This window comes from Kitasatospora sp. NPDC029367 (assembly GCF_055569135.1).
Genome location: NZ_JBVHYH010000023.1, coordinates 49584 through 74761, shown reverse-complemented (window position 1 = coordinate 74761; position 25178 = coordinate 49584). Strand labels below are relative to the sequence as shown.

20 protein-coding genes are annotated in these 25178 nt (G+C 75.7%); 9 read left to right on the top strand and 11 right to left on the bottom strand.

Features of this window, described 5'->3' with window-relative positions; all coding sequences use genetic code 11:
* Positions 1-16 precede the first annotated feature (16 nt).
* Positions 17-457 carry a DUF2690 domain-containing protein gene (locus tag ACZ4W5_RS15525; protein ID WP_465654927.1) on the bottom strand — a complete coding sequence of 147 codons (441 nt, stop codon included), beginning with the start codon at positions 455-457 and terminating at the stop codon, positions 17-19.
* A gap of 798 nt (positions 458-1255) precedes the next feature.
* Between ACZ4W5_RS15525 and ACZ4W5_RS15520 the strand changes: the two genes are divergently transcribed.
* Complete coding sequence (locus ACZ4W5_RS15520) at positions 1256-2479, top strand: methyltransferase domain-containing protein (RefSeq protein ID WP_465654925.1); 1224 nt, start codon at positions 1256-1258, stop codon at positions 2477-2479.
* A gap of 66 nt (positions 2480-2545) precedes the next feature.
* On the opposite strand, the gene ACZ4W5_RS15515 is transcribed toward ACZ4W5_RS15520, so the two are convergent.
* Positions 2546-3277, bottom strand: coding sequence for an SDR family oxidoreductase (locus tag ACZ4W5_RS15515; protein WP_465654924.1), 732 nt, complete (start codon positions 3275-3277; stop codon positions 2546-2548).
* Between the two features lie 95 nt (positions 3278-3372).
* On the opposite strand from ACZ4W5_RS15515, the gene ACZ4W5_RS15510 reads away from it, so the two are divergent.
* Entirely contained in the window at positions 3373-4224 is an 852-nt protein-coding gene (locus ACZ4W5_RS15510) for a LysR family transcriptional regulator (protein ID WP_465654922.1), read from the top strand.
* Positions 4225-4243: 19 nt separating this feature from the next.
* Here the strand turns inward: ACZ4W5_RS15510 and ACZ4W5_RS15505 are convergent, their stop codons facing one another.
* Both ACZ4W5_RS15505 and ACZ4W5_RS15500 read right to left on the bottom strand, forming a co-directional pair.
* A complete protein-coding gene (locus ACZ4W5_RS15505) occupies positions 4244-4825 on the bottom strand; it encodes a hypothetical protein (protein WP_465654920.1) in 582 nt (193 codons plus the stop codon).
* 182 nt (positions 4826-5007) lie between these two features.
* Positions 5008-5193: a DivIVA domain-containing protein gene (locus tag ACZ4W5_RS15500; RefSeq protein ID WP_465654919.1), complete on the bottom strand. Its 186-nt coding sequence runs from the start codon at positions 5191-5193 to the stop codon at positions 5008-5010.
* A gap of 651 nt (positions 5194-5844) precedes the next feature.
* Between ACZ4W5_RS15500 and tpx the strand changes: the two genes are divergently transcribed.
* The 3 genes from tpx (at position 5845) to ACZ4W5_RS15485 (ending at position 7317) form a co-directional block, all read left to right on the top strand.
* Positions 5845-6345, top strand: coding sequence for a thiol peroxidase (tpx, locus tag ACZ4W5_RS15495; RefSeq protein WP_360229407.1), 501 nt, complete (start codon positions 5845-5847; stop codon positions 6343-6345).
* Positions 6346-6444: 99 nt separating this feature from the next.
* Positions 6445-6738, top strand: coding sequence for a GNAT family N-acetyltransferase (locus tag ACZ4W5_RS15490; RefSeq protein ID WP_465654917.1), 294 nt, complete (start codon positions 6445-6447; stop codon positions 6736-6738).
* Between the two features lie 84 nt (positions 6739-6822).
* The gene (locus ACZ4W5_RS15485; RefSeq protein ID WP_465654915.1) at positions 6823-7317 is read left to right on the top strand and encodes an anthrone oxygenase family protein; all 495 of its coding nucleotides are present in this window, start codon (positions 6823-6825) and stop codon (positions 7315-7317) included.
* Positions 7318-7426: 109 nt separating this feature from the next.
* Here ACZ4W5_RS15485 and ACZ4W5_RS15480 read toward each other — a convergent pair whose 3' ends face one another.
* Positions 7427-8209, bottom strand: a complete 783-nt coding sequence (locus ACZ4W5_RS15480) for a DUF1062 domain-containing protein (RefSeq protein WP_465654913.1) — start codon at positions 8207-8209, stop codon at positions 7427-7429.
* 313 nt (positions 8210-8522) lie between these two features.
* Positions 8523-9182, bottom strand: a complete 660-nt coding sequence (locus ACZ4W5_RS15475) for a polysaccharide deacetylase family protein (protein ID WP_465654911.1) — start codon at positions 9180-9182, stop codon at positions 8523-8525.
* Between the two features lie 358 nt (positions 9183-9540).
* Here ACZ4W5_RS15475 and ACZ4W5_RS15470 point away from each other — a divergent pair, with 358 nt between their 5' ends.
* The 4 genes from ACZ4W5_RS15470 (at position 9541) to ACZ4W5_RS15455 (ending at position 13910) form a co-directional block, all read left to right on the top strand.
* Entirely contained in the window at positions 9541-10899 is a 1359-nt protein-coding gene (locus ACZ4W5_RS15470; RefSeq protein ID WP_465654910.1) for a hypothetical protein, read from the top strand.
* Positions 10900-11010: 111 nt separating this feature from the next.
* Positions 11011-12255 (top strand): AAA family ATPase, encoded by a 1245-nt coding sequence (locus tag ACZ4W5_RS15465; RefSeq protein ID WP_465654908.1) that lies wholly within the window; start codon positions 11011-11013, stop codon positions 12253-12255.
* A complete protein-coding gene (locus ACZ4W5_RS15460; protein ID WP_465654906.1) occupies positions 12252-13730 on the top strand; it encodes a vWA domain-containing protein in 1479 nt (492 codons plus the stop codon). Before ACZ4W5_RS15465 ends, ACZ4W5_RS15460 begins: the two co-directional genes overlap by 4 nt.
* A gap of 24 nt (positions 13731-13754) precedes the next feature.
* Positions 13755-13910 carry a hypothetical protein gene (locus ACZ4W5_RS15455; protein WP_465654905.1) on the top strand — a complete coding sequence of 52 codons (156 nt, stop codon included), beginning with the start codon at positions 13755-13757 and terminating at the stop codon, positions 13908-13910.
* A 198-nt stretch (positions 13911-14108) separates the two neighbouring features.
* Here ACZ4W5_RS15455 and ACZ4W5_RS15450 read toward each other — a convergent pair whose 3' ends face one another.
* From ACZ4W5_RS15450 to ACZ4W5_RS15430, 5 genes are all read right to left on the bottom strand, one after another.
* Positions 14109-17006: a condensation domain-containing protein gene (locus tag ACZ4W5_RS15450; protein WP_465654903.1), complete on the bottom strand. Its 2898-nt coding sequence runs from the start codon at positions 17004-17006 to the stop codon at positions 14109-14111.
* On the bottom strand, positions 17003-18808 hold the full coding sequence (locus tag ACZ4W5_RS15445) for a non-ribosomal peptide synthetase (RefSeq protein ID WP_465654901.1): 1806 nt from the start codon (positions 18806-18808) through the stop codon (positions 17003-17005). The genes ACZ4W5_RS15450 and ACZ4W5_RS15445 overlap by 4 nt, the downstream gene beginning before the upstream one ends.
* A gap of 145 nt (positions 18809-18953) precedes the next feature.
* On the bottom strand, positions 18954-20771 hold the full coding sequence (locus ACZ4W5_RS15440; RefSeq protein ID WP_465654899.1) for a non-ribosomal peptide synthetase: 1818 nt from the start codon (positions 20769-20771) through the stop codon (positions 18954-18956).
* A 26-nt stretch (positions 20772-20797) separates the two neighbouring features.
* Entirely contained in the window at positions 20798-21973 is a 1176-nt protein-coding gene (locus ACZ4W5_RS15435; RefSeq protein ID WP_465654897.1) for an acyl-CoA dehydrogenase family protein, read from the bottom strand.
* Positions 21970-25062: a non-ribosomal peptide synthetase gene (locus ACZ4W5_RS15430; RefSeq protein ID WP_465654895.1), complete on the bottom strand. Its 3093-nt coding sequence runs from the start codon at positions 25060-25062 to the stop codon at positions 21970-21972. The genes ACZ4W5_RS15435 and ACZ4W5_RS15430 overlap by 4 nt, the downstream gene beginning before the upstream one ends.
* Between the last annotated feature and the right edge of the window lie 116 nt (positions 25063-25178).

Genomic DNA, 25178 nt, shown 5'->3' with positions numbered 1-25178 from the left:
GTTTCGGGACGGGTGGTCACACACCCCCCGTGCGCCAGACTCCGTACGTCCACTGGCCGTCGCCGGCGTCCTGGAGGCCGACGCGGTGGCGCTGGTCCGCGCCGCTCATGGCGGTGTAGGTCGGACCTGACATGACGGTCGTCCCGTCGTAGGAGACCTTGCTGGTCTGCAGTCGGAAGCCCCAGCCGTTCGACTGGTCGGCCTGTGCCCAGACGGCATGGCACTTCTTGGAATAGCGCAGCCACGCGTGCACAGCCTCGGCATGTCCCGGAGGGACCGCGGTGCCGGGAATCGTCTGCGCGTCCGCCGCGCAGCCCGTCGCCTTCGGGCTCAGGCCGTCGCAGGCGTTGCCGTGACAGGTCTCGGCGGCGACCGCCGGGGCGGGCGCCAGCAGGGGCGGTACCAGCGCCGTGGCGGTCGCGAGAACCAGGGCAAGGGCCGCACGTGATACGCGCATTGTCCGTCCTTTCCGCAGGCAGCACCGGGAGGGGCTGCTCGTCACCCCCTGTGAGTACTGCCGACACCACCCTGTCCGAGCAGGGGACTTCGGGCATTCACCCGAACGGGGACATCGCGCGACAGCATTGACCGCGCGGGAACGCCGGTCCGCCGCCGGTGACGGGAAGAGGACGAGGAGGAGGACGAGGAGGAGGACGAGGAGGACCTCTGCCCGCATCCGCGCAACCCTGGTCGATGTCAGTGGTACCGGGCAACCTGTGCGTATGCGTGCCCCGAGAGTTCAATGCCCGGCCTGCGAGCGGCCGGTAGCCCTCATGCCGACCCGCCGTGCCGGCTACGGCGTGATCCATGACCACAAGCGGGACCGTCGCTCCCTCATCCTCTGCGAAGGCAGCATGAGGCAGGTGCCGCTGGCCGACGCCGTCGTCTGGCAGGACGCCCTTCCGGGGCTCGGCGGGGCCGAGCCCACCCTATTCTGAGCTCGGAAGCCCACGGACAGGGACGCCGAACGGGCCGGTCGGACCCCCCCCTTCCGGGGCGAACGAGGGGCCCGTGGCGGGCGCGGCGCCGTGGCGCGCGCCCCGTGGGCGCTCCCGCGCGCCCACTACCGTGCGGCACCGGGGTGGGCCAGGATGAGCGGCCGACCGTGTCCCCTCCGCGACCGAAGGGAATCCGCATGGGCAAGCACGAGAAGCCGGCGCCGGACCCCGGAACGGCAACCCCGCCGCCCGGGAACAGGGACGGGCAGGTCCCGCCCCCTCCGCCGGGCACCGGCACGCGGCGCAAGTAGGGCACGATGCCGGACGACGAGGACCTGGCGGGCCGCCGGACGCGCCTGGACGCGGTGATGGAGCGCGACGGGGCGTGGCCGGCCGCGTCCCCGTGGGTGCGCGAGGCCATGGCGGCGGTGCCGCGGGACCGGTTCGCACCGGACCGGCTGTGGCGCTGGGACGGCCGGGCCTACCTGCCGCTCGACCGTACGACGGACCGGCGGGGCTGGGCGGACGAACTGTTCGCCGGCGTCCACGACGCGGCCGTCACCCAGGTCCACGGCGGCCTGCCGTCCTCGTCGCTGTCGGCGCCGTCCGTCGTGGCGGACATGCTGGACAGCCTCCGCCCGGAGCCCGGCCACCGGGTGTGGGACATCGGCACCGGGCAGGGGTGGACGGCGGCACTGGCCGCGTGGCGGGTCGGTCCCGGGCTGGTGGTCTCCAGCGAGTTGGACGAGCACCTGGCCGCCGCCGCCCGCCGCCGCCTGGCGGCCGCCGGCCTCACCGTCGAGGTGGTGACCGGCGACGCGACCGGCGGCGGGGTGCCCGGCGGGGTGCCGGTCGACCGGATCCACGCCACCTACGCGGTGGAGGCCGTCCCGTGGGCCTGGGTGGAGGCGGTACGGCCGGGCGGCCGGATCGTCTATCCCTGGGGCCTGTTGGGGCACGTCGCCCTCACCGTCGCCGACGACGGCAAGAGCGCGACCGGCTGGGTCCAGGGCCTCGCCCAGTTCATGGCCGACCGCACCGCCCCCGCCCCGGGACCGGTCGGCCACGCCGCCTACACCGCGGTGCGCGGTACGGCCGAACCGGACACGGAGCGCCTGCTGCCGGCGTACGACCTGGGCCCGTTGGAGAGCGACTGGGACCTGCGCTTCGCCCTGCGCGTGGCCGTACCGGACGCGACGCTGCTCACCGGCCGGGACGAGGACGGCGTCAACGCCTGGATCCACGACGGCGACCGGTCGTGGGCCGCGTTCACCGCGCGCGGCGACGGCTCCGTGCTGCTGTACCAGGGCGGGCCGCGCCGCATCGGCGACGAGGTGACGGCCGCCCGGTCCGAGTGGGAGGAACTCGGCCGCCCGGACCGGTACGACTACGGCATCACCGTCACCCTCGACTCCCAGTGGGCGTGGCAGGGCGGCCCGGACGGACCGCGTTGGCCGATCGGACGGTCGGCACCGGCAGGGCGGCCAGCACCGGCCGGACGGTCGGCACCGGCAGGGCAGTCGACACCGGCCGGACACTGATCGGCGCGCGTGGGCGAAGCGGCCTCCACCCTGGTGGCTGCGCGGGGGTGATGACCGCCGTGCACGTCACCAGGGCACTACGCCGGCGTCCTCGAAGAACTGGCCCGTCGGGCCGTCGTCGGGCAGGGTCGCGAGCTTGATGGCGATGGCCGCGCCCTGTTCGGGGGTGCGCACGCCCCGGAAGCCGTTGAGGTCGGTCGCGACGTAGCCGGGGCAGCCCGCGTTGATCAGGATGTTCGTGCCGCTCAGCTCCCGGGCGTACTGGACGGTGACGGCGTTCAGGAACGTCTTCGAGGGCGAGTACGCCACGGCCACCGGCCCCGTGGTCAGCTCACCGCCGGTCCCGGACTGCCGGGTGAGGGAGCCGACACTGCTGGACATGTTCACGATCCGCGGTGAGGCAGAGCGGCGCAGCAGCGGCAGCATCGCATTGGTGACGCGGATGACGCCGATGACGTTGGTCTCCACGACCGCGCGGATGGTGGCGAGGTCGACGCGGGTGGGCTCCTGGGGCATGCCGCCGGTGATGGCGGCGTTGTTGACGAGCACGTCGAGGCGCCCGGCCTGTTCCTCGACCAGTTGTGCGGCGGCTGTCGCGCTCGCGTCGTCGGTCACGTCCAGCGGTACGCCGAACGCGTCGACGCCGGCCGCGCGCAGTCGCTCCACCGCGGCCTGGCGACGCTTGTCGTCGCGGGCGCCGACGCCGACGCTCCAGCCGAGGGCGCCGAGGCCTGCGGCGATCTCGTAGCCGATTCCCTTGTTCGCGCCGGTGACCAGCGCAATCGTTCGTTCGCTCATGGAGACCATGCTGCTCTCGGACCCCGGCGGGGGTCCAAGACCGATCGGGTGGGCAACGATACCTGTCAGGTATCGATCCGGAGTACCGTGGCCGGATGGAGACCAGGGAACTGCGCTACTTCGTCGCTGTCGCCGAGGAGTTGAACTTCGGGCGGGCCGCGCAGCGGCTCGGGATCGCACAGCCGCCCCTGTCGCGGGCGATCCAGCAGCTCGAACGCCGGCTCGGGGCAACGCTGCTGGATCGGACCAGCCGCAGCGTCACGCTGACCGAAGCCGGCGCGGTGCTGCTGGCCGAGGGCCGGGCGGCTCTCGACGCGGTCGAAGCGGCCGAGCGCCGGACCCGCCGCGCCGCCCTTCCCCCGACCGGCCGTCCCGGCCTGGTATTGGTTACCAAGGCCAGCGCGTCCCGTGAACTGCTGGCGGAACTCCTGGACGCGTACGCCGCCGAACCCGGCGCGGTCCCCGTCGACGTCATCCTGTGCGGCCCGGGCGAGCAGGAACGACTCCTGCGCCAGGGCCGGGCCGACGTGGCGCTGCTGCACCGGCCCTTCGACTCGACGGCCGGGTTCCACACCGAAGAGCTCAGCACGGAGGGCCAGGTGGTGGTCCTCCCGGCCGGGCATCCGCTCACCGTCCGGACCCACGTGCACATGGCCGACATCACCGGGCTGCCCGGCCTGCCCCTGCCGCGCTGGCCCGGCCCCGACGGCTCCTACCCGCCCGGCCCCGGGCCGCAGGTCCGCGACCACGCGCAGTTGTTGCAGCTCGTCGCCCTCGGCCGTGCCTGCGCGGTCTCGCCGGAGTCGTGCCGAACCCAACTGCACGGTGACCTCGCCGCCGTACCCGTGCTGGACGCGCCGAAGGTCACCACCGTGATCGCCTGGCCGCCGCACCTTCGGTCCAGAGCCGTCGCCGACCTGGTCCGGACTGCGACCGGTCTCCGGTAGTTCCCATCCGCCTGGCCCACTACGAGAGCACCTGGCCACCCTCCCCCCGCGCCCCCGGGACGCCGGCGCCCAGCACCCAGGCCGGATAGTGCTGCGCCGCCAGCGCGGGCGAGGGCGGACTGCCCGGGTGCAGCACACCGGCCGGGAAGAACGCCGCCCGGCAGCGCCGGCACCACCAGCCGCACCGCCACCGCTGCACCAGGTCCTGCCAGCGCGCGTGCTGGACCCGTAGCCGCTCCTCCTCCCGCCGCCGAGCGCGCCGCCGGGAGACGGTGCGCACCACCAGGGCTGCGGCCGTCAGCAGCGCCGGGCCGACCAAGCCGCCCAACAGGTAGCCCGCCCGGTAGACGTCGTCGTGACGGCCCAGGTCCGGATCCGGACGCAGCATGGCAAGCACCCCCAGCAGCAGCCACAGCGCCGCCAGCACCACCAGTACGGCCACCGCCGCACTCTCCCGTACGGGCGCGGGCCCCGGCGCGGGCGGCGGGGCCAGGTGGGCGGCCGCCGGTGGGTCCACGGCGGCCGCGGCCACGTCCTCCAGGGCCTCGGGCACGGGCAGGGCGTGCTCCCCGGCGGCGCAACCCGGGCATACGGCGCTCATCGAACAGTCCACTCCTCGGGGTGACTTGTGCGCGAACGAACCTGGCACGCAGTAGACCACGAGGAACTGACGGAACGTCACCTATTTTCCGCAACCGCCGGTGGCGGACGGCCACCGGATGACCCCGGCACCCGGCCAGGACCCTGACCTCCTCGGCCTGCCCCGCCCCCGCCCGGCGGTCCTCAGGCCGACGCCACCGCGCCCGGACCGTACGCCTCCAGATAACCGTCCACCTGCGCACGCCGGTAGCCCCGGGGCACCACCGCGAACACCGCGAACACCGCGGCCGCCGGGTGCCGGTTCGAGGCCTGCGCCAGGTGGGCGTCCACCTGGGCCGGGTCGTAGCCGCGCCACGCCGGGGCGAACACCGGCACCGCTCCCGCCGCTACCCCGGTCGACCTGTGCGGGGTCGTAACCGCGTCGCACGACGCGAAACCGCGGCCCACCCGCACGCCGCCCCGGCGCGGACGCCGACGCCAGGTACGCATCCACCTCGGACCGCTCGTAGCCCCAGCGCACCAGGTCGAACCCCCGGCGGGCGACCGCGTCCACCGGCACCGCAGCGGTGGCACTGGCAGTGGCAGTGGCAGGAGCACCGGCGCCGGCGGGGTGTCCGGCGGCCAGCGCGCGGTCGACCTGGGCCCGGTCGTAGCCGCGCCGGGCGATGGTGAAACGCGGGACGTCCGGGCGCTGGGAGGCTGCCAGGGCCAAGTAGGCGTCCACCTCCGCGCGTTCGTAGCCGCGCCGCACCACGTCGAACCCGCTCCCGCCGCCCTCGGCCATTCGCCCCTCCCGCTGTCCCACCGGCCGTCTGCCGTCCCGTCAGCATCGCACAGACCCGCCCACCGGCCCCAGGACCGGGAAACAGGACCAGGGCCAGGACCGGCACAGGACCAGGCCGACGCCCGCGGCGCCGGGCGGGTGGGTGTCCGTTCCTCGGTCACCCCGCGTCGGGGGCGGGGTGCGGGCAGTAGGATCGTCGGCGTTGTCAGTCGTACACCGCTGGTAGGAGGCTTTTCATGGCTCAGGTCACGCTCAAGGGGAACCCGGTCGAGATCGGCGGCGCGCTGCCCGCCGCCGGCACCCAGGCCCCCGCGTTCACGCTGGTCGGCGAGGGCCTCGCGGACACCTCGCTCCAGGACTTCGCCGGCCGCCGCAAGGTCCTCAACATCTTCCCCAGCATCGACACCCCCACCTGCGCCACCTCGGTGCGCACCTTCAACGCCAAGGCCGGCGCGCTCGACAACACCGTCGTCCTCTGCATCTCCGCCGACCTGCCGTTCGCCCAGGCCCGCTTCTGCGGCGCCGAAGGCCTCGACAACGTCAAGACCCTCTCCACCCTGCGCGGCCGCGACTTCCACGACACCTACGGCGTCGCCATCAACAACGGCCCCCTCGCCGGCCTCACCGCCCGCGCCGTCGTCGTCCTCGACGAGAACGACACCGTCCTCCACACCGAACTCGTCGCCGAGATCGCCGAAGAACCCGACTACGAAGCCGCCCTCGCCGCCCTCAACTAACCCCACACAGCACCACCCCCGGGCCCGCCCCGCACCGCCACCACCAGCGGCACGAGGCGGGCCCAGCCACACCCACAGCAGCGACGCGTCGGCACCGAGATGCGCGCCGCCGTCCTGCACCTGGCCTTCGCGGGCCTGGACGCGCTGGAGGCGACGTCGGGAGCCTTCGAGGACAATGCCGCCTCCTTCGCCGTGTCCCGGAGGCACGGTTATGAGCTCGACGGCATCGACCGCCATGTGGTCCGCGGCCGGCCCGTGACGAACAGACGGCTGCGGCTGACCCGTGACGCCTGGCAGGCGCGGGCGCGCGTCCCCGTCTCGGTCAGCGGGCTGACTCCCTGCCTGTCGATGTTCGGACTGCCGATGGTCAGGTCGGCGCCGGAGATGATGTGACGTCTCGTCACGTGAAGGACTCCTGAGCGGTCGAGCTGGTGTAGAAAGAGCACGAGCGGCACGACCGAGCAGGGGGCTGGGAGAATGGAATCGGCGCGCACACTCGCCCTGGTGGCGGCCACCGTCACCTGCGGACTGACCGCCGGGCTGTTCTACGCCTACGCGTGCTCGGTGATGCCGGCGCTCGCGCGGGTCGAGGACCGGACGTTCATCGAGGTCATGCAGCGGGTCAACGTGGCGATCCTGAACGGCTGGTTCGTGCTCGGCTTCGTCGGCGCCCTGCTCAGCACGGCCGCCGCGGTCGCCCTGCACCTGCCCTCGGACGGTCACCCCGCGCTGCCCGCCACGATCGCCGCCCTGGTGCTGTACGCGGCGGCGATCGGGATCACCCGTGTGGTCAACATCCCGCTGAACGACGAGCTGGAGAAGGCCGGGGCACCGCAGCGGCTCGCCGACCCGGCGGCGGTGCGCACCCGCTTCGAGGCGCGCTGGGTGCGCTTCAACGTGCTGCGCGCGCTGCTGTGCACGGCCGCACTGTGCTGCCTCGCCTGGGCGCTGGTCCTCAACGGGCAGCGCTGAGCGGCCCGTTGACCTGGACCGCCCCGGACCGACCTGGCCGGACTCCCGTGCGGCCCACCGGCGGATCGCCCGCCGGTGGGCCGCACGGGAGGCACGGCGGTTCCCCTCCTTACGCGCCCGCGACCTGCGTCACGAGGGGCTGGCGCCGCGCTGTACGGGACACCCTCGGGCGGACCAGGTCCGTGGCCGTGGCGATCCGGGCCGGTACGACGGTCGGAACCAGCGCGGCGGCCTCTCCCCCAGCGACCTCGACCGAAGCGACCTCGACCGAAGCGACCTCGACCGAAGCGGCCCGGACCGAAGCGGCCCGGACCGAAGCGGGCCGCTGGAGGGTGAGTTCGAAGTCCCGGTGCGCCTTGGCCGTCGGCGTCAGGGCTGGCGGCAGCTGGATCCGCCCGTCCGCGACCATCCGCCGTACGGCGGTGCGGCTGAGGCCGAGCCCGAGCATCAGCAGCCGCTCGACCCGGACCGGCACGGGCAGTTCGAAGCCGACCAGGACGGTGAGCGGCGTCGGGTCGTCGAGCAGGTGCAGGGGCGTCCGGACCTCCAGCTCCCAGGTGCCGGTCCAGTCGAGGCGGTAGCCGTTCCGGGCGGCGAGCGAGGCGCTCGTCGTCAACTCCCGGACCACGGCGGCGTCGTTGGTCTCGTAGGCCACCAGTCGGGCCGGGTCGAGCGAGGAGACGTGGGCGCGTTCGTGGACGGGCACCTTCGAGGTCCGGTCGCAGCCCGCGCAGCTCAGCAGCAGCCAGACGTCCAGCAGCTTCCCGCTGGCGTTGACGCGGATCTTCCCCGAGGGACGGTGCCGGGTGCCGGGGCAGTCCGGGCAGGGACGGACGACGGTGGGCAGCGCGGACTCACGCACGGCCCAGTGGGCCTTGCGGTCGGTATTCATGGTGGTGGTTGCTCTCAGGACTCTGCGGGAACGCCCCACGGGCCCCGCCCCCGCGCGGCCCCGACCGTGACGGGCCGGAGCAGGGCAGGGCAGGGCGGATCGCGGGCGCTCCCGGGATGACGGATGCACACGTGGGCGCGCGTCATCGCCTCGGTACCGAGCCGTCAGGCTCCGAGGTCGATCGCGCGACAGGGTTCGCTGGTGCTACGTGGCAGCTGTTAAAAGTCCATGCGGGTGATCGTGGTCGAGGATCGGCCCGCGAGCAACTCATTATTCGGCGGGGCCGGGCCCGGCCGGCCCGGGCCCCGCCCGGTCAGCAGAGCGTCGCGAAGCGGTACCCGCGCGCCTTGAGGGTGGACAGGATCGTCGGCAGGGCCGCCGCGGTCTGACTGCGGTCCCCGCCGCCGTCGTGGAGCAGGATCACCGAACCGGGGCGGACGTTGTCCAGCACCCGCGACCGGATCGCCGCCGCGCCCGGCCGGGACCAGTCGGCCGGGTCGACCGACCAGAGCACGACCTGCTTGCCGAGCGCCGCCGCCCGGGAGCGCACCGTGCCGTTGACCGCCCCGTACGGCGGGCGCAGGCACGTCGGGGTGTGCCCCGCCCGGGCACGGATGGCCCGGTCGGTGTCGCCGACCTGGGAGTTGAAGGAGGAGCCGGAGAGCCGGCGCAGGTCCGGGTGCGACCAGGAGTGGTTCTGCACGCTGTGGCCCTGCCGGGCGACCTGGGCGGTGAGCGAGGGGTGGGCGGCGACGTTCTCGCCGAGCTCGAAGAAGGTCGCGCGGACTCCGTAGCGGTCGAGGATCGAGAGGATCCTCGGGGTGTAGGCCGGGCTGGGGCCGTCGTCGAAGGTGAGGTAGACGACCTTGGCGCCGCCCTTGCCCCCGGAGGGACCGGCAGCCTCCGCGGTGTCGGCCGGCACCGCGACCACCGCACCCGCCGCCAGCGCGGCGACGGCGAGCGCGCCGACCACCGCCCGGAGCCGCCCACCCGCCCGCCGTCCAACTCCACTACGCCCAAAGGCTGGTAAGGCCATGCCGCCCCCTGGTGTCGGAACTGCCGTGTACCGACCAGTCTGCGCCGCCGACCGCCGGCACCGCGACCAACCCGAGGGCGAAGGGGGACGAAATCGGCCAGCCGGACCACCGCCCTTGACCTGCCCTCCAGCGGTTCCTGAGCGGACCGGCGGACGCACACCGGCAGGACGGACCCGCACCGGAGCCGTGACGAAAAGCTGTGGCGCGACGGCGAGGGCGGGCGCTATGCTCCCCGGCGATGAACACTTTCGCTGCTCTCGGATCGGAGGTCCCGTTCGCCAAAGGTGAGTGCTGATGCTCACTCACACCGCGAACGAGGATGACTCCCGCTTCTCCTTCTGGCGGCGCGTACGCGAGTACGCCGTGCCGCCCTCCATGATCGAAACCGCCACCGCGCGCCGACTCGCCGGTGACTGGGCCGGGGCCTGCGCCGCCGCCAACGTCGAGGTCGACTTCCGCCTGCGGGACGTCGCGCACGCCCACGGGCACGCACTGGCCGAACGGGTACGTGAGGACCTGCGTCGCCTGGCGCCGGACCTGCTGCGCTGGCACCTGCCGCGCACCGCCCCCGCCGGACTGCTGCGCGCCGGTCTGACCGTACCGCTCGCCCGCTATCCGGGCGAACGGCCGCTGCACCTCGTCGTCCGGACGCCGCCCGCCTGGGCGGAGTACGGGCAGCGGATCGGCCTGGCGCTCTGGGACGGTTCGGATCCCGGCCCGGCCCCGCACCCCCATCCGCGCCCCAGCCGCCGGTACCGGCTCGACCTGCACCGGCACCTGTGGGACGCGGACCGCAGCGGGGAGTTGGCGGCGCGAGCCGGCTCCCTCCCGCCAACTGGGCCACCGCACAGCGGAGTCGGGCCCCACGGGCTGCGTCGGGCCGTCGACCGCTGGGCCGCCGAGGCCGAGCTGCTGCTGCACGCCGAGGGGCTCCCGCCCGGGCCCGTCGCAGTACGGCTCGGGCGCGGCGAGCGGCTGGTGCTCGGGACCGACGGCCACGCCGAAGCGGCGGTCGGGGACGTCCGGGCGCTGCCACTGCTGCCCGACGCGGCGACCTGGGTACCGCCCGACCTCGACCTGCTGCACAGCGGCGAGCTCGACGCCGACCGGCTGCACCCACTGGTCGCGGCCGCGCTGGCACCCGGCCACCGACCCCGGCAGGAGGACCGACCACCCGCCGGGCAACGGCTGGTGGAGTGCCGGGGCGCCCGGCACCGGATCGCCGTGGTCGACGGGGTGCTGACCGCACTCGACCACGACCCGGAACAGCTGCGCCGCGAGGAGCTGCTGGCCGCGCTGTCCGGCACCCCGCTGCCCTGCCTGCGCGCGATCGACCAGGCGCACCGCGATCCGGCCGAACTGGACGACGTGCGCCAGCGGTTGAACCACGGCGACACCGCCGGAGCCCTGGCCGTGGTGGAGGACCTGCTCGGCCGACAGGCGGCACTGCGCGAGGGCCCGCTGCGGGAGGAGCTCGCGGCGGCCGCCGAGCGCCGGGTCGCCTACGGCCTCTACCGCTCCGGCCTGACCGTCGACCGGCAGGCCAGGACTGCGAAGCCCCTGACCCACTACGACTTCTACCGGTTCGGCCTGCCCCGACACCGGGGCCGCAGCCACGCGTTCCCGCGGCCCCCGCACACCGCCGCCCGCTGATCCACTCGAAACCGCGTACCGCCGCCCGCTGATCCGCCGATCCGCGAGAAACCCGCGCACCGCCACGCTCGGAACCCACTGACGTCCTCCGACCTCCAAAGGTGATCACCCATGCCCGTGACCATGTCCACCCCCGCCACCCCCGCCCGCCTCGACGTCGCCCGCCGGCTCCTCGACCTGCTCGCCGACACCCGCACCGAACCCCGCCCGGACGACCAACTGGAGGCGCTCACCCTGGCGGTGGCCGCGGACCTGCCCGTGCTGCTCTGGGGCGAGCCCGGCATCGGCAAGACCGCCGCCCTCAACCAGCTCGCCGAGGCCCTGGACCTGCCACTGACCACCGTCATCGCCAGCGTCCACGAGCCCTCGGACTTCTCCGGCCTGCCGGTCGTCGGCGACGACCCCGCGCAGCAGGGCATCCCGCTGGCCCCGCCGGACTGGGCGGTGCGCCTGGTCCGGGCCGGGCACGGGCTGCTGTTCCTGGACGAGCTGTCCACCGCGCCGCCCGCCGTGCAGGCGGCGCTGCTCCGGCTGGTCCTGGAGCGGCGCATCGGATCGCTCCAACTGCCTCCGGGCGTACGGATCGTGGCGGCGGCGAACCCGCGCTCCTCGGCGGCCGACGGGTGGGAGCTGAGCGCACCGCTGGCGAACCGCTTCGTCCACCTCCAGTGGGTGCACGACCACGAGGTGGTGGTGCGCGGCCTCGGCGGGGTGTGGCCGGTCGCCACCCTGCCGCAGCTCGATCCGGCGGAGCTGTCGGCCGCGGTCGGTTTCGCCCGCCGGGTGGTCTGCGAACTGCTCACGGTGAGGCCGGAGTTGGTGCACCGGCTGCCCACCAACGAGACCAGGCGCGGCGGTGCCTGGCCGTCCCCGCGCAGCTGGGACATGACGCTGCGGCTGATCGCCTTCGCCACCGCGGCCGGCTCCTCCCGGGAGGTGCTGTCGCTGCTGGTCCGGGGCACGGTCGGGGACGGGCCGGGGCTGGAACTGATGGCGAGCATGGACCGGATGGACCTGCCGGACCCCGAGCTGCTGCTCGCCGACCCGGCCGCCGCCGTGCTGCCCGAACGCGGGGACCTGCGCCAGGTGGTGCTGGACGGAGTGGTGGCCGCGGTGCGCAACCGGCCGGAGCGGGCGCGCTGGGACGCCGCCTGGGCGCTGCTGGTGCGGGCGATGTCGAGCGGCGCGCCGGACGTGCTGGTCGTCCCGGCCACCACGCTGGCCTCGCTGCGCCGGGAGGACTGGGAGGTCCCGGCGGCGATCGAGCACCTCGCCTCGACGGTGGCGCTGTCCCGGCGGGCCGACCGCGCCGCCGTCCGGACCGCCGCCCGCACCGACGTGACGGCCGGCCGATGAGCACGAGCCGCACGCCGAAGGGCACCGTGCCCGAGGGCAGCACGCCGCCGGGCACCACCCCCACCGGCGACACCCCGCCGGACACCGGCTGGAACACCCGGACCCGGCCCGCCGCCACACCGCTGGACGTCCGCAGGCGCGGCAAACCGCTGACCGCCCGCCCCCTGGTCGTACCGCTACCCGTACCGCGGTCCCCAGCACTGTCCGCACGGGCGCGGAAACCGGTGCCGGAGCCGGTGGACGCGCGTCAGGCGAGCGCGCGCCCGCTGGACCGCGACAAGCTGTACGCCGCCCGGCTCCAGGCCGCCCGGGCCCGCCCCTACCTGGCGACCGCGCTGTTCGCCCTCCACCTGGTGGAGGACCGCCAGGTCCCGACCATGGCCGTGGACCGCCACTGGCGCTGCTACGCCTCCCCCGCCTTCGTCGACCGCACCCCCGTGGAGGACCTCGCCTCGATCTGGGTCCACGAGGTCTCGCACCTGCTGCGCGACCACCACGGGCGCAGCGACCGCCTGGCCCGCGTCCTCGGGCTGACCGAACCGGCGGACCGGCTGCGGATGAACATCGCCGCCGACTGCGAGATCAACGACGACGCCTTCGGCGACGGCCTGGTCACGCCCGCGGGCGCACTGACCCCGAAGCTCCTCGACCTGCCCGGGGGCGAGCTGATGGAGGACTACGTCCGCAGCTTCCGCTTCGACCTGCGCCGGCTGAACCTCGCCTGGCTGGACTGCGGCAGCGGCGCCGACGGCGTGGACCGCCCCTGGGAGCTGGGCCCGGACGGCGCCCACGGGCTGACCGCCCAGGAACAGGACGCGGTCCGCTTCCGGGTCGCCGAGGGCATCCGGGGCCGCCCGGGGAACGCCCCGGCGGGCTGGCGGCGCTGGGCCGAGGAGGCGTTCCACCCGCCGCAGCCGTGGCGCCAACTCCTGGGCGCGGCACTGCGCTCGGCGGTCTCCGGGCCGGGCGCGGGCGGGGACTACAGCTACGGCCGTCCGGCCCGCCGCGCGGTCTCGCTGCCGGGCGTGGTGCTGCCGAGCCTGCGGCGGCGCCCGCCCCGGGTCTCGGTGGTGATCGACACCTCGGGGTCGGTCTCGGACCAGGAGCTGGGCAGTGCGCTGCTGGAGGTCGCGGCGATCGGCCGGGCGGTCGGCGGCCGGCACGACCTGGTCACCGTGCTGTCCTGCGACGCGGCCCCGCAGTCCGTCGGCGCGCTCTGCCGCGCGGCGGGCGTTCCGCTGGTCGGCGGCGGCGGGACGGACCTGCGGACGGGCTTCGCGGCGGCGCTGCGGACCAGGCCGCAGCCGGACGTCGTCGTGGTGCTGACGGACGGGCAGACGCCCTGGCCGTCGGTCGCGCCCTCCTGCCGTACGGTGGTGGGCCGGTTCCGGCGCGGGGCCCGGTACAGCGAGAACAACGGCGAGTACCGGCCGGGCGCACCGCCGAGCTGGGCCCGGGTGGTCGACATCGGCTGAGGGGCGCGACGAGAGGAGATCCCCGTGCACGACGACGGGCTGACCGCGAACCCGGAGCAGGGCCCGGACGAACACACCGCCGGGACGGCCCCCAGCGGCCCTGTGCTGGACCTCCTGGCCGAACACGGACGCACCCGGCGGATCCGCACCACGGCCACGGCCCGGCTGCACCGGCGCTGAGCCACCGCCCGGCGAGGGCGCCCCAGCACGGCGAAGCCGGCCCCGGCAAGGGTGTCGGCCCAGCCCGGGGCGTCCGAGAACTCCTCCGTGCAGTGGCACCGCCGGTCCGGAACGAAGGCGAAGCTCAGGACGTACCACCCGTCGAACGGCGGCCGGCCCCCGGATCGGAGCTGGCCGACCGCCGCCCGGCGGGCACCGTCAGCCGACCATGGCCGCCAGCACGCTGCGCCAGTCCTCCCCCGGCTCCGGCTGGAGCGCGGCCGCGAGGGTGTCCGCCCGGTAGTGCCACGGGCGCCACAGCTCGGGGTCGGCGTCGGGGCGCAGGTCCAGGGTGCTGTCCGAGCCGAGCAGCCGGATCAGCTCGGTCCCGAACTCCGCCCAGGAGACGTGCCCGGTGATCGCGTTGACGATCCGGCCGGCGGCGGGGCTGTCGGGCAGGGCACAGGCGGCGAGGGCGCGGGCCAGGGCGGCGGAGTGCACCCAGGCGGCGCCGTTCCACTGCTCCGGCTCGCCGTCGGCCGCGGCCGGCAGGGCGATCGGCCGGCCGGCCAGGGCGGCCTGGTAGAGGTCGCCGGTGGAGCCCCAGCGGAGCTGGTCGCGCAGGCGGTGGTGCGGGCCCCAGACGATGGGGGCGCGCACCACGGTGGCCGGGCCGTGGCCGGTGGCCTCGGCGGTCTCGAACAGCATCCGCTCGCAGTCGAGCTTGGCCTGCCCGTAGGCGGTGACGGGTGCACCGCTGGGGCCTCCCTCGGCGACCTCGGTGCCGGGCGGGCGCCCGTAGGCGTCGATGCTGCTGACGAAGACGAACGGGCCGCCGGACCAGCCGTCCAGCAGGGCCCGCATGGCGGCCCGGTCGACCTCGTGCTCGGTGAAGGTGCAGGCGGCGTGGATGACGGCGTCCACGCCCTTGACCGCGCGCTCGAGGCTGTCGAGGTCGGCGAGGTCGCCCTCGGCGATCTCGGCGCCGTGCAGGGCCGGCAGGTGGGCCGACTCGGGGCGGACCAGGACGCGTACCGGCCGCCCCTGGGCCATCAGTTCCTGGAGCACGGCGGCACCGACGCCGCCGGTGGCGCCGGTGAGCAGCACGGTGCCGGTGCGCGGCTCGGTGCTGTGGAAGCCGTCGACGCGGGTGAGGGCGGCGCGGCGCTCCTCCTCGCGGGCGGCGAGCAGGGCCGCGAGGGCGCGCGGGGTGCGGTGCTCCAGGATGTCGAGGCCGGTGAGCGGCACGCCGACGCGGGTGCGCAGGCGTTCGGCGAGCTGGACGGCGACCAGCGAGTAGCCCCCGAGGGCGAAGAAGTCGCCGTCGGCGGGCGGGACGCTGCCGAGCAGTTCGCCGAAGGCGGCGCGGACCAGGTCGAGCGGGCCGGTCGCCGCCGTCGCCCGAGCCGCCGTGGCCCGATCCGCCGTGGCCCGATCCGCCTCCGCAGCGCCCGAGCCACCGGGAGCCGCCGCACCGGCGGCGCCGGGCAGCCGCCCGCGGTCGACGGCGCCGTCCGCGCCGCGCGGGATGCGGTCCAACAGGGTGACGGCCAGCGGGAGTTCGGCGGCGGGGACGGCGGCCCGGAGCAGGGCGCGCAGGTCGGTGCCGCTGGGGGCGACCGCGCCGCGCACCACCGCGTAGGCGAGCGGCGGGCCGTCGGCGGTCTCCACCAGGGCGGCGTCGGCTACCCCGGGGTGGGCCGCGAGGGCCGCCAGCACCGGGTGCCGGTCGGCGCGGACCAGCGGTTCGCCGGGGAGTTCGGCGAGCGGGCGGTCCGGGTCCTCGACGGCCGCGCGGAGCACGGCGGCGAAGGCCTCGGCCAGCCGGGCGGCGGTGGCGCCGTCCAGGGCCGCGTGGTCGTGCTGGACCAGGCAGCGCGGCCGCGGCCCCTCCTCCAGCACCAGGGTGAGGTCGAACTTGGCGAGTTCCAGGTCGACGTCGACGTGTTCGGCGTCCAGGCCGGGCAGCGTCAGGGCGGTCGCGGGCTGGACCAGGTCGCAGCTGGCCGACAGCAGCGGGGTGCCGTCCGCGCCGCGTGCCGCCGCGCCGAGCCGCTCGACCACCAGGTCGAAGGGCACCTGGTGGTGCTGCTGGGCCTCCAGCAGGGCGCCGCGCACCAGGGCGATGGCCTCGGCGAAGGAGGCGTCCCCGGCCGGTTCGGCGCGCACCGCGAGGGTGTTGACGCCCAGGCCGACCGTGCGGCGCAGTTCGGGGCGGGCCCGGTGGCCGCTGGCGCAGCCGAGGGTGAGGTCGTCCTGGCCGGCGGCGGTGCGCAGGGTGGCGAAGGCGGCGGTGAGGACGACGGCGAACAGGGTGGCGCCGTGCCGGGCGCCGAGCTGCCGCAGGCCCTCGACGGTGGCGGGGTCGAGCGGCACGGCGTGCAGGCCGGCCCGGCGGTCGCGGGCGCCGGGGGCGACCGGCCGCAGCAGCGGCAGCGGGCGGGCACCGGCCAGCCGGGCGGCGAGGGCGTCGGCGGCGGCGGTGAGTTCGGCGTCGCGGGCGCGCTCCTGGCGGGCGTACTCGGCGTACGGCATGCCGGGCGCCGGGAGCCGGGGCTCGACGCCGTCGCGGGCGGCGGCGTACAGCTCGGCGAGGTCGGCGGCCAGGACGGGCAGCGAGCCGCCGTCGACGGCGATGTGGTGGATCGTCAGCAGCAGGGTGTGGTCCTCGGGCTCGTGCCGCAGCAGCAGCGCGCGCAGCACCGGGCCTTCGGTGAGGTCGAAGGGGCGGGCGGCCTCGGCGGTCAGCTGCTCGGTGCCGTCGCCGGTGGCGTCCAGGACGGCCAGCGGGACGGGACCGGCCGGTTCGAGGTGCTGGTACGGCTGTTCGCCGCGGCGCGGGTAGCGGGTGCGCAGCACGGCGTGCCGCTCGGTGAGGCCGGTGAGCGCGGTGGCGAGGGCGGCTTCGTCGAGCGGTCCGCGCAGCCGGGTGGCGATCGGGACGTTGTAGAGGGTGCCGCCCTGGCCGAGCTGCTCCATCAGCCACATCCGCTGCTGGGCGTGGGAGAGCGGGGCCGGGCCGGCGTCGACGTCGTCGGCGGCGGCCGGGCGCTGCGGGGCGAGGGCGGTGCGGCGGTTGCGGGCGCGCCGCAGCAGGTCGTTCTGGTCGTTGCTCATCGCTGGGGTGCTCCCTGGGTGTCGTCGGCGTCCCGCAGGGCGCGCTCCAGTAGTTCGGCCTGGCCGGCCACGGTGGGGTGGCCGAGGAAGTCGGCGAGGGACAGGTCGATGCCGAACTCCCCGGCCAGGTCGTCGACGACCCACATGGCGAGCAGCGAGTGCCCGCCCTCGGCGAGGAAGTCGGCGGCCGGATCGGTGATCGGGCGTTCCAGGGCGCGGCTCCAGGCCTCGGCGACGACCTGCTGGATCGGGGTGAGTTCGGCCGCCGCGCCGGTGTGCTCCGCCGCCGCGCTCGGGCGCTCCGCCGCCGGGTCCGGGGCGGCGGCGAGCGCGCGGCGGTCGACCTTGCCGTTGCCGGTGAGCGGCAGGGCGGGGAGGACGGTCCAGGCGGTGGGCACCAGGTGGGCGGGCAGTCGCTCGGCGAGCCGGGTGCGCAGGGTCTCGGCGGCCGCCCCGGCGCCCTCGGCGAGGACGACGCAGGCGGTGAGCGCGGCGTCGGCCTGTCCGGGGCGGCGGACCACCACGGCCGCCTCGGCGACCTCGGGGAACCGCAGCAGGGCCTGCTCGACCTCGCCGGGCTCGATCCGGAAGCCCCGGACCTTCACCTGGTCGTCGGTGCGGCCGTGGAACTCCAGTGCGCCGTCGGGGCGTTGGCGCACCAGGTCGCCGCTGCGGTAGGCCCGGCCGCTGCCGGGGAGTTCGCGGAAGCGCTCGGCGGTCAGCTCGGGCCGGTTGAGGTAGCCCTGGGCGAGCCGCCCGCCGCCGATCCACAGTTCGCCGACCTCGCCGGGCGCGACCGGGGCGAGCCGCTCGTCCAGGACGAGGGTACGGGCGCCGCCGAAGGGGCGTCCGATCGGGACGGGCCCGCCCGCGCAGTCGGCGGGGGTGATCCGGTGGGCGGTGGTGAAGGTGGTGGCCTCGGTGGGCCCGTAGACGTTGTACAGCTCCAGCCAGGGGAAGGCCCGCAGCACGGCCCCGGCGTACTCGGCGGCGAGCGCCTCGCCGCCGACGGCCAGGGTGCGGAGCACGCCGAAGATCCGGGACTCCTTGGCGGCCAGGTGGTGGAAGAGCGCGGTGGTGAGGAAGGCGGTGGTGGCGCCGAACCGCTCGACGTCGCGGACGAGTTCCTCGGCGCTGGGCCGTTCGGTCGGGGAGACTGCGACGGCGGCGCCGTGGGCGAGCGGCGCCCACAGTTCGAAGGTGGCGGCGTCGAAGGAGGGGGTGGAGTGGAAGAGCACCCGGTCGCGCGGGCCGAGGGCGAGCCCGTCGGGGGCGGTGACCAGGTCGGTGACGGCGCGGTGCGGGACGAGCACGCCCTTGGGGCGGCCGGTGGAGCCGGAGGTGTAGTAGAGCAGGGCGGGCGCGTCCGGCTCGGCGGCGTCGGGCACCGCCGCGCCGGTCTCCTCGGTGCCGCGCTCGGTGAGCACCAGGGTGCGCTCGGCGGGCAGTCCGGCGTCGGCGAGCAGCGCCTTGTCACCGAGGACGAGGCGGACCTCCGCGTCGGCGGTCATCTCGGCGATGCGCGGGCGCGGGTAAGCCGGGTCGAGCGGGACGACGAGGCCGCCGGCCCGCCAGACGGCGAGCTGGGCGACGGCGAACCTGGCCGAGCGGGCGCACAGCAGGCCGACGGCACTGCCGGGGCCGATCCCGCGCGCGGCCAGGACGGCGGCCAACCGGCCGGCGGCGTCGTGGAGTTCGCGGTAGGTGAGGTAGGTGGCGCCGTCGGTCAGGGCGAGCGCGCTCGGGTGCTGCTCGGCCTGCCGGGCGACCAGCGCGGGGAGGGTGGGGAGGACGGGCGTCATGGCTGGGTCCCTTCCGGGCGCCCCGGCGCTGGGGCCGGGGCGCCGCTGTTCAGATCGGGAGGTGCGACGGGGGCGCGGCGGGGGCGGAGCCGTCCCGTACACAGAGGGCCGGACGGGGCCCGGTGCACGGGACAGCTCCGGGTCCTCAGGCGAGGGACGCGCTGGGCATCCGCTCCTCGACGAGCCGTGCGACCGCCCGCAGATCGGGCTGGCGCAGCAGCAGCGGGGCGCGCAGCCGTACGCCGTACTCCCCCTCCAGGGACTCCAGCAGTCGGGCGGCGGCCAGCGAGTTGCCGCCCGACGCCAGGAAGTTGTCGCCCGGGCCGAGGTCGGCACGGCCGAGCAGCTCACGGCAGAGCTTCACCAGGGTGCGCTCGACCGCGGTGTCGCCGTCCTCGCCGACGGCCGCCGGGGCGGTGGGCTCGGCGGCGAGCGCGGCGAGCAGCGCCGCGCGGTCCACCTTGCCGTTGGGGTCCAGCGGGAAGGTGTCGACCAGCCGTACGGCCGAGGGCACGGCCTGCTCGGGCAGCCAGGGCCGGACGGCCTCCAGCAGGCTCGCGGTGTCGGCGTCGGCCTCGGCCTGGAGGAAGGCGAGCAGCCGGACGCCGCCGGTGGCCGCGGTCTCGGCGGCGACCACGGCGCGGCGCACCCGGTCGTCGCGCTCGAAGGCGGCCTCGACCTCGGCGGGTTCGATCCGTACCCCGCTGACCTTGACCTGGTCGTCCAGTCGGCCGTGGAACTCCAGCACGCCGTCGGCGCGCATCACCACCCGGTCGCCGGTGCGGTAGACCCGGTCGGTGCCGTCCACGCCGGGGGGCGCCTGGACGAAGCGGCGGGCGGTCAGCTCGGGGTCGAGGTAGCCGGCGGCCAGGCCCCGGCCGCCGATCCGCAGCTCGCCGGCCGTCCCTCTGGGCACCGGGTCGCCCTGCTCGTCGGTGACCAGCAGGACGGCGCCGGGGATCGGCAGGCCGATCGGCGGCGCGCCGGCGCCGTGGTCGCCGCCGGGCGCCATGGTGTGCACGGTGGTGGCGACGGTGGCCTCGGCGGGGCCGTAGGCGTTGTGGACGGTCGCGGTGACCTCCGGCCCGGGGGCGCGGCGCAGCCGGTCGCCGCCGACCACCAGGTGGCGCAGCGCCAGCCCGGCGGGCCAGGGCCGGTTGAGGATCGGCTCGGCCAGCGGGGTGGGCAGCAGGGAGACCGTGATGCCCGCCTCGCGCCACCAGTCGGTGAGCGCGCCGGAGTCCCAGCGGACGCTCTCGGGGGCGACGACGAGCGCGGCGCCGGAGGTGAGGGTGGCCCACAGCTCCATCACGTGCGGGTCGAAGGCGACGCCGACCAGCAGGCTGTGCCGCTCGCCGGGGCCGAGGCCGGTGAGCTCGCGGTACCAGTGCAGCAGCGCGCCGAGCGCCGGTTCGGTGACGGCGACGGCCTTGGGGGTGCCGGTGGAGCCGGAGGTGAGCACGGCGTAGTGGGTGCCGACCGGCACGCTCACCTGCTCACCGGGCGTCAGGGCGGCCAGCAGGCCGGGGGTGGGCAGCCCAGGGGTGGTCGGGCCGGGGCTGGGCAGGTCGAGTTCGAGGCGCTCGCCGCCGGGCGGCAGCACGGCGGCCTCGCCGATCAGACAGGCCGGGCGCAGCTGCTCGGCGACGGCCTGGAGGCGCTTCTCGCCGGGGCGCGGGCCGAGCGGCAGGTGGACGGCGCCGAGCTTGGCTATCGCCAGGGTGACGGCGGCCAGCTCCGCCGAGTGGCCGAGGCAGACGCCGACCAGGTCGCCGGCGCCGACCTTGCCGCGCAGGGACTCCGCCACGGTGTCGGCGAGGCGGTCGAGTTCGGCGTAGCCGAGGGTGCGCCCGCCGTCGATCAGGGCGGGCGCCTGCGGGGTGCGGTGCGCCCAGGTGGTGAACAGGTCGAGGACCGCGCCGTCCTGGTGCGGGCGGCCGTAGCCGATGCTCAGGGATTCCATCATCGTCTCCAGATGCGTGCGTGACGTCAGTTCAGGCCCATGGAGCGGGCGATGATCACCTTCTGGACCTCGGAGGTCCCTTCGATGATCGTCGTCATCCGGACGTAGCGGTACAGGAATTCCAGGGGGTGGCCACGCACCCAGCCGGTGGCGCCGTGGACCTGGAGCGAGCGGTCCACCGCGCGGACGGCGGTCTCGGAGGCGGTGAGCTTGGCGAGCGCCGCGTTCTCGGGCGCCTCGGTGCCCTCGTCGACCAGCCGGGCGCAGGCGAGGGTGAGCAGCTTGGCGCACTCCACCTCGGCGCGGGTGGTCACCAGGTGCTCCTGGATGTGCTGGTACTCGCCGATCACCTTGCCGAAGGCGCGCCGCTCGCGGGCGTACTCGACGCCGATCCGCAGCGCGTACTCGGCGATGCCGTTGCACATCGCGGCGACCACCAGGCGGCCGCGGGAGAGGCTGTCCATGGCGAGGGCGGTGGCCGCGGCGATGCCCTCCTCGCCGCCGATCACGGCCTCCGGGCCGACGGTGACCCCGTCCAGCAGCAGCTCGAACAGCGGCTCGCCGGACATCCCCTCGTAGCGCTGGCCGATCCGCAGGCCGGGCTGGTCCATCGGCAGCACGAAGGCGGTCGCGCCGGCGGTCGGGCCCTTGCCGTCGCCGAGGTCGGTGGCGGCCACCACCAGGGCGATCCCGGCGTGTTCGGCGTTGCTGACGAAGGTCTTGCGCCCGTTCAGCACCCAGCCGTCGCCGGTGCGCACGGCGGTGGTGGTGAGGTGGAAGGCGTCCGAGCCGGCCTGCGGCTCGGTGAGCGCCAGGCAGCGGGTCTGCTCGCCGCGCACCAGCGGGATCAGGTGCCGCTCGATCTGCTCGGGGGTGCCGTGCCGCAGCAGCGGGCTGGGCCCGTCGGAGCCGGCCAGCGCGTAGGGGGCGAGCACGCAGCCGCTGCGTCCGGCGGCGTGGTGCAGCAGCACCACGGCGGTGAACGGCATGTCGGCGCCGCCGAGTTCCTCGGGGTAGTCGCCGGCGTAGAAGCCGAGCGCGGCGGAGCGCTTGCGGACGTAGGCCCGCAGGTCGCCCGGGACCTGGTCGGCGGTCTCCGGCAACTCGGCGGCGAGCGGGACGAGTTCGCGGCGGATGAAGCTCTCGAAGGCGTCCACGAGCTCGCGGTGGCCGTCCTCCAGGACGGCGGAGGGGGCGGTCACTTGACGTCTCCGGTGAGGACGCGCGCCTGGTCGGCCAGGACGGCGTGCCGGAACAGGGTGCGCAGCGGCGGGCGGCTGCCCAGGTGGGGCTCCAGGAAGGCGGCGAGCTGGGCGGCGAGCAGCGAGTGGCCGCCGACCTCGAAGAAGTGCGAGTCCGGGCCGAAGCGGTCGTGGCCGAGCACCTCGCGCCAGGCGGTGGCGATCAGCTCCTGGCCGGGGTCGGTGAAGGCGCTGGGCGTGCGCTCCTGTTCCCGCTCGGCGGGGGCTTGGTCGGCCAGCCGGGCGAGGGCGGCGCGGTCGGGCTTGCCGCCGGGCAGGGTGGGCATGGCGGCGACGGCCGTCCAGGTGGCGGGGACGAGTCCGCCGGGCAGCCGGCGGGCCAGCGCGTCGTGCAGGGCGGCCTGGTCGGGGCGGTCGGCGCCCTCCAGGAAGCCGACCAGCCGGGGGCCGGTCTGCGGGTCGTGGTGCAGCAGCACCGCGCAGGAGCGGCCGCCGAGTTCGGCGGAGGCGGCGGCCTCGATCTCCTCCAGTTCGATCCGGTGGCCGCGCAGCTTGACCTGGTTGTCGGCGCGGCCGAGGAAGCGCAGGCGCCCCTCGGTGTCGCGGTAGCCGCGGTCGCCGGTGCGGTAGACCCGGGCGCCGTCGAGGCCGGGTACGGTGATGAAGCGGGCCGCGGTGGGCTCCGGCAGGCCGACGTAGCCTTCGGCCAGCAGGCCGCCGCTGACGGCGAGTTCGCCGACGCAGCCGTACGGGAGCGGGCGCAGCGTCTCGTCCAGGACGTGCAGGCGCACGCCGTCGAGTTCGGCGCCGAGCGGGATCTCGCCGTCCTCGGCGACGTCCTCGGCGGTGACCCGGTGGACGGTGGAGGTGACGGTGGCCTCGGTGACGCCGTAGGCGTTGAGCACCGTGGTGGCCTCGGTCAGCCCGGCCAGGGCGCGGGCGGGCAGCCGCTCGCCGCCGAGGACGAGCAGGCGCGGCGTCCAGCGGCCGTCGCGCAGCGCCTCGCGCAGGTCCTCGCGGACCGCGAGCAGGTAGCTGGTGGGCAGGTTGGCGACGGTGACGCCGCGGGCGGCGAGCACGGCGACCAGCTCGGGCCCGGTGGGCACCTCGCGCTGCGGCACGACCAGGGCGGCGCCGACCGCGAGGGCGGGCAGCACCTCCTCCAGCGACACGTCGAAGGAGGGCCGGGCGAACAGCAGCACCCGGTCGGCGGCGGTGAGTTCGTAGCGGGCGGCGATCGCGGCGACGTACCCGGCGAGGGCGTCGCGGCCGACCAGGACGGGCTTGGGCACGCCGGTGGAGCCGGAGGTGTGGATGACGTACGCGCCGCCCTCCAGGACGGCGGCGGGCTCGGCCTTCGGGAAGGCGGGGCCGTCCAGCAGCGCCGGGGTGACGCCCTCGGCGGGCAGCGCGAGCGCGCTCTGCCGGGTGGCGAGGACGAGCGCGGGGGCGAGCCGCTCCAGCAGCAGGCCGAGCCGGGCGGCCGGGTCCTCGGTGGACAGCGGCGCGTGGACGGCGCCCAGGCGCAGGCAGGCCAGCAGGGCGACCACGCTGTCGGTGCCGCGCGGCAGCACGGCGGCCACCGGCTGGCCGGCGGTGACTCCGGCGGCGCGCATCCGGTCGGCCAACTCGCCGACGCGGCGGTCCAGTTCGCCGTAGGTGATCCGCTCGGTGCCGGCCAGCAGGGCGAGCGCGGTGGGGTCGTGGGCGGCGGCCGGGTCGAGTCCGACCGGGACGACCGGGGTGGCGGGCTCGGCCGCGGGCTCGGGGGCCAGCGCGGCGAGCACCGTCTCCGGGTCGTCCAGGTAGCGGCGCAGCAGCTCCAGCAGGCGCTCGGACAGCAGCACGGCCCTGGCCTCGCCGAACAGGTCGGCGTCGTAGTCCCAGATCAGGGTCATCCCGGCGGCGCCGTGCTTCTCGCCGACCACCCGGCGGTCGTCGGGCAGCAGCACCAGGTCGAGGTCGAAGCGGGTGGTGCCGGTGTTGAAGCCCTCGTACAGCGAGACGTCGAGCCCGGGGGCCTGGACGTCGGGCAGCGCGGCGTCGTGGGCGCTGAACATCACGTTGAACAGCGGGTTGTCGGCGCCGCCGGTGTGCAGGCCGAGCCGGCGGGTGAGCTCCTGCACCGGCAGGTCCTGGTAGGGCAGGGCGCGCATCAGGACGTCGGTGACCTCGTCGACGGCCTCGGTGCCGGAGGCGGCCGGGTCGAGCCGCAGGCGCAGCGGCACGGTGTTGACGAACATGCCGACGGTGCCCTCGAAGCCCTCGGGGCGGTTGCCGACGGCGGTGCCGACGGTGACCTCGCGGTGGCCGCTGTGCCGGCGCAGCAGTTCGGCGAACAGGGCGAGCAGGGTGCTGAACGGGGTGTGGCCGTCGGTCCGGCTGCGCTCGCGCAGCCGCTCGGCGAGGTCGGCGCCGATCGACTGGCGCAGCTGCCCGCCGCGGTGGCGGCGCTCGACCCCGGGGTGGGCCAGCCCGGGCAGGGTGACCTCGCGCGGGGCGTCGGCCAGCTCCTTGGTCCAGAAGGCGAGGGCGCGCTCGCGGGCCTGCGGGTCGGCCTCGGTGCGGGCGTGCTGCTCGTACGAGGGGGCGGTGGCCAACTCGTAGGACTCGCCGAGGACGTGGGCGCGGTAGACGGTGAACAGGTCGCGCAGGAAGATCGCGAAGGAGTGGCCGTCGTGGACGAGGTGGTGCTCGACGTGGATCAGCCGGTGGTGGTCGTCGGCGAGCCGGACGAGGTGCCAGCGCAGCAGCGGCGCCCGCTCGGTGTCCAGCGGCTCCTCGGCCTCCGCGGCGAGCAGGGTCCGGAACTCGGCCTCCGGGTCGGCCTCGGCGGTGAAGTCGCTGTGCCGCAGCTCCGGCCGGCAGTCCTCGGCGACCCGCTGGCCGGGGAGGCCCTCCGCCCGGGGCACCAACTCCAGGCGCAGGCCGGGGTGCTGGTCCAGTACGGCGGTGAGGCCGGCGTGCAGGGCGTCCCGGTCGAGGGTTCCCCACAGGTCGAGGACGCCGGTGAAGTTGTAGGCGCGGCTGCCCGGCTGCATCTGCTCGTGCAGCCAGACGATCTCCTGCGAGGGAGAGAGTGCGAACATGGGTGATTCCCTTGTGTGGTGGGCGTGTCGGCACTGCGGTGGCCGGGCGCGGGCGTGGGGTGGTCCCGGCGCGGCCGGTGGGGGCCGGACCGCACCGGGGTGGGGGCGCGGCCCGG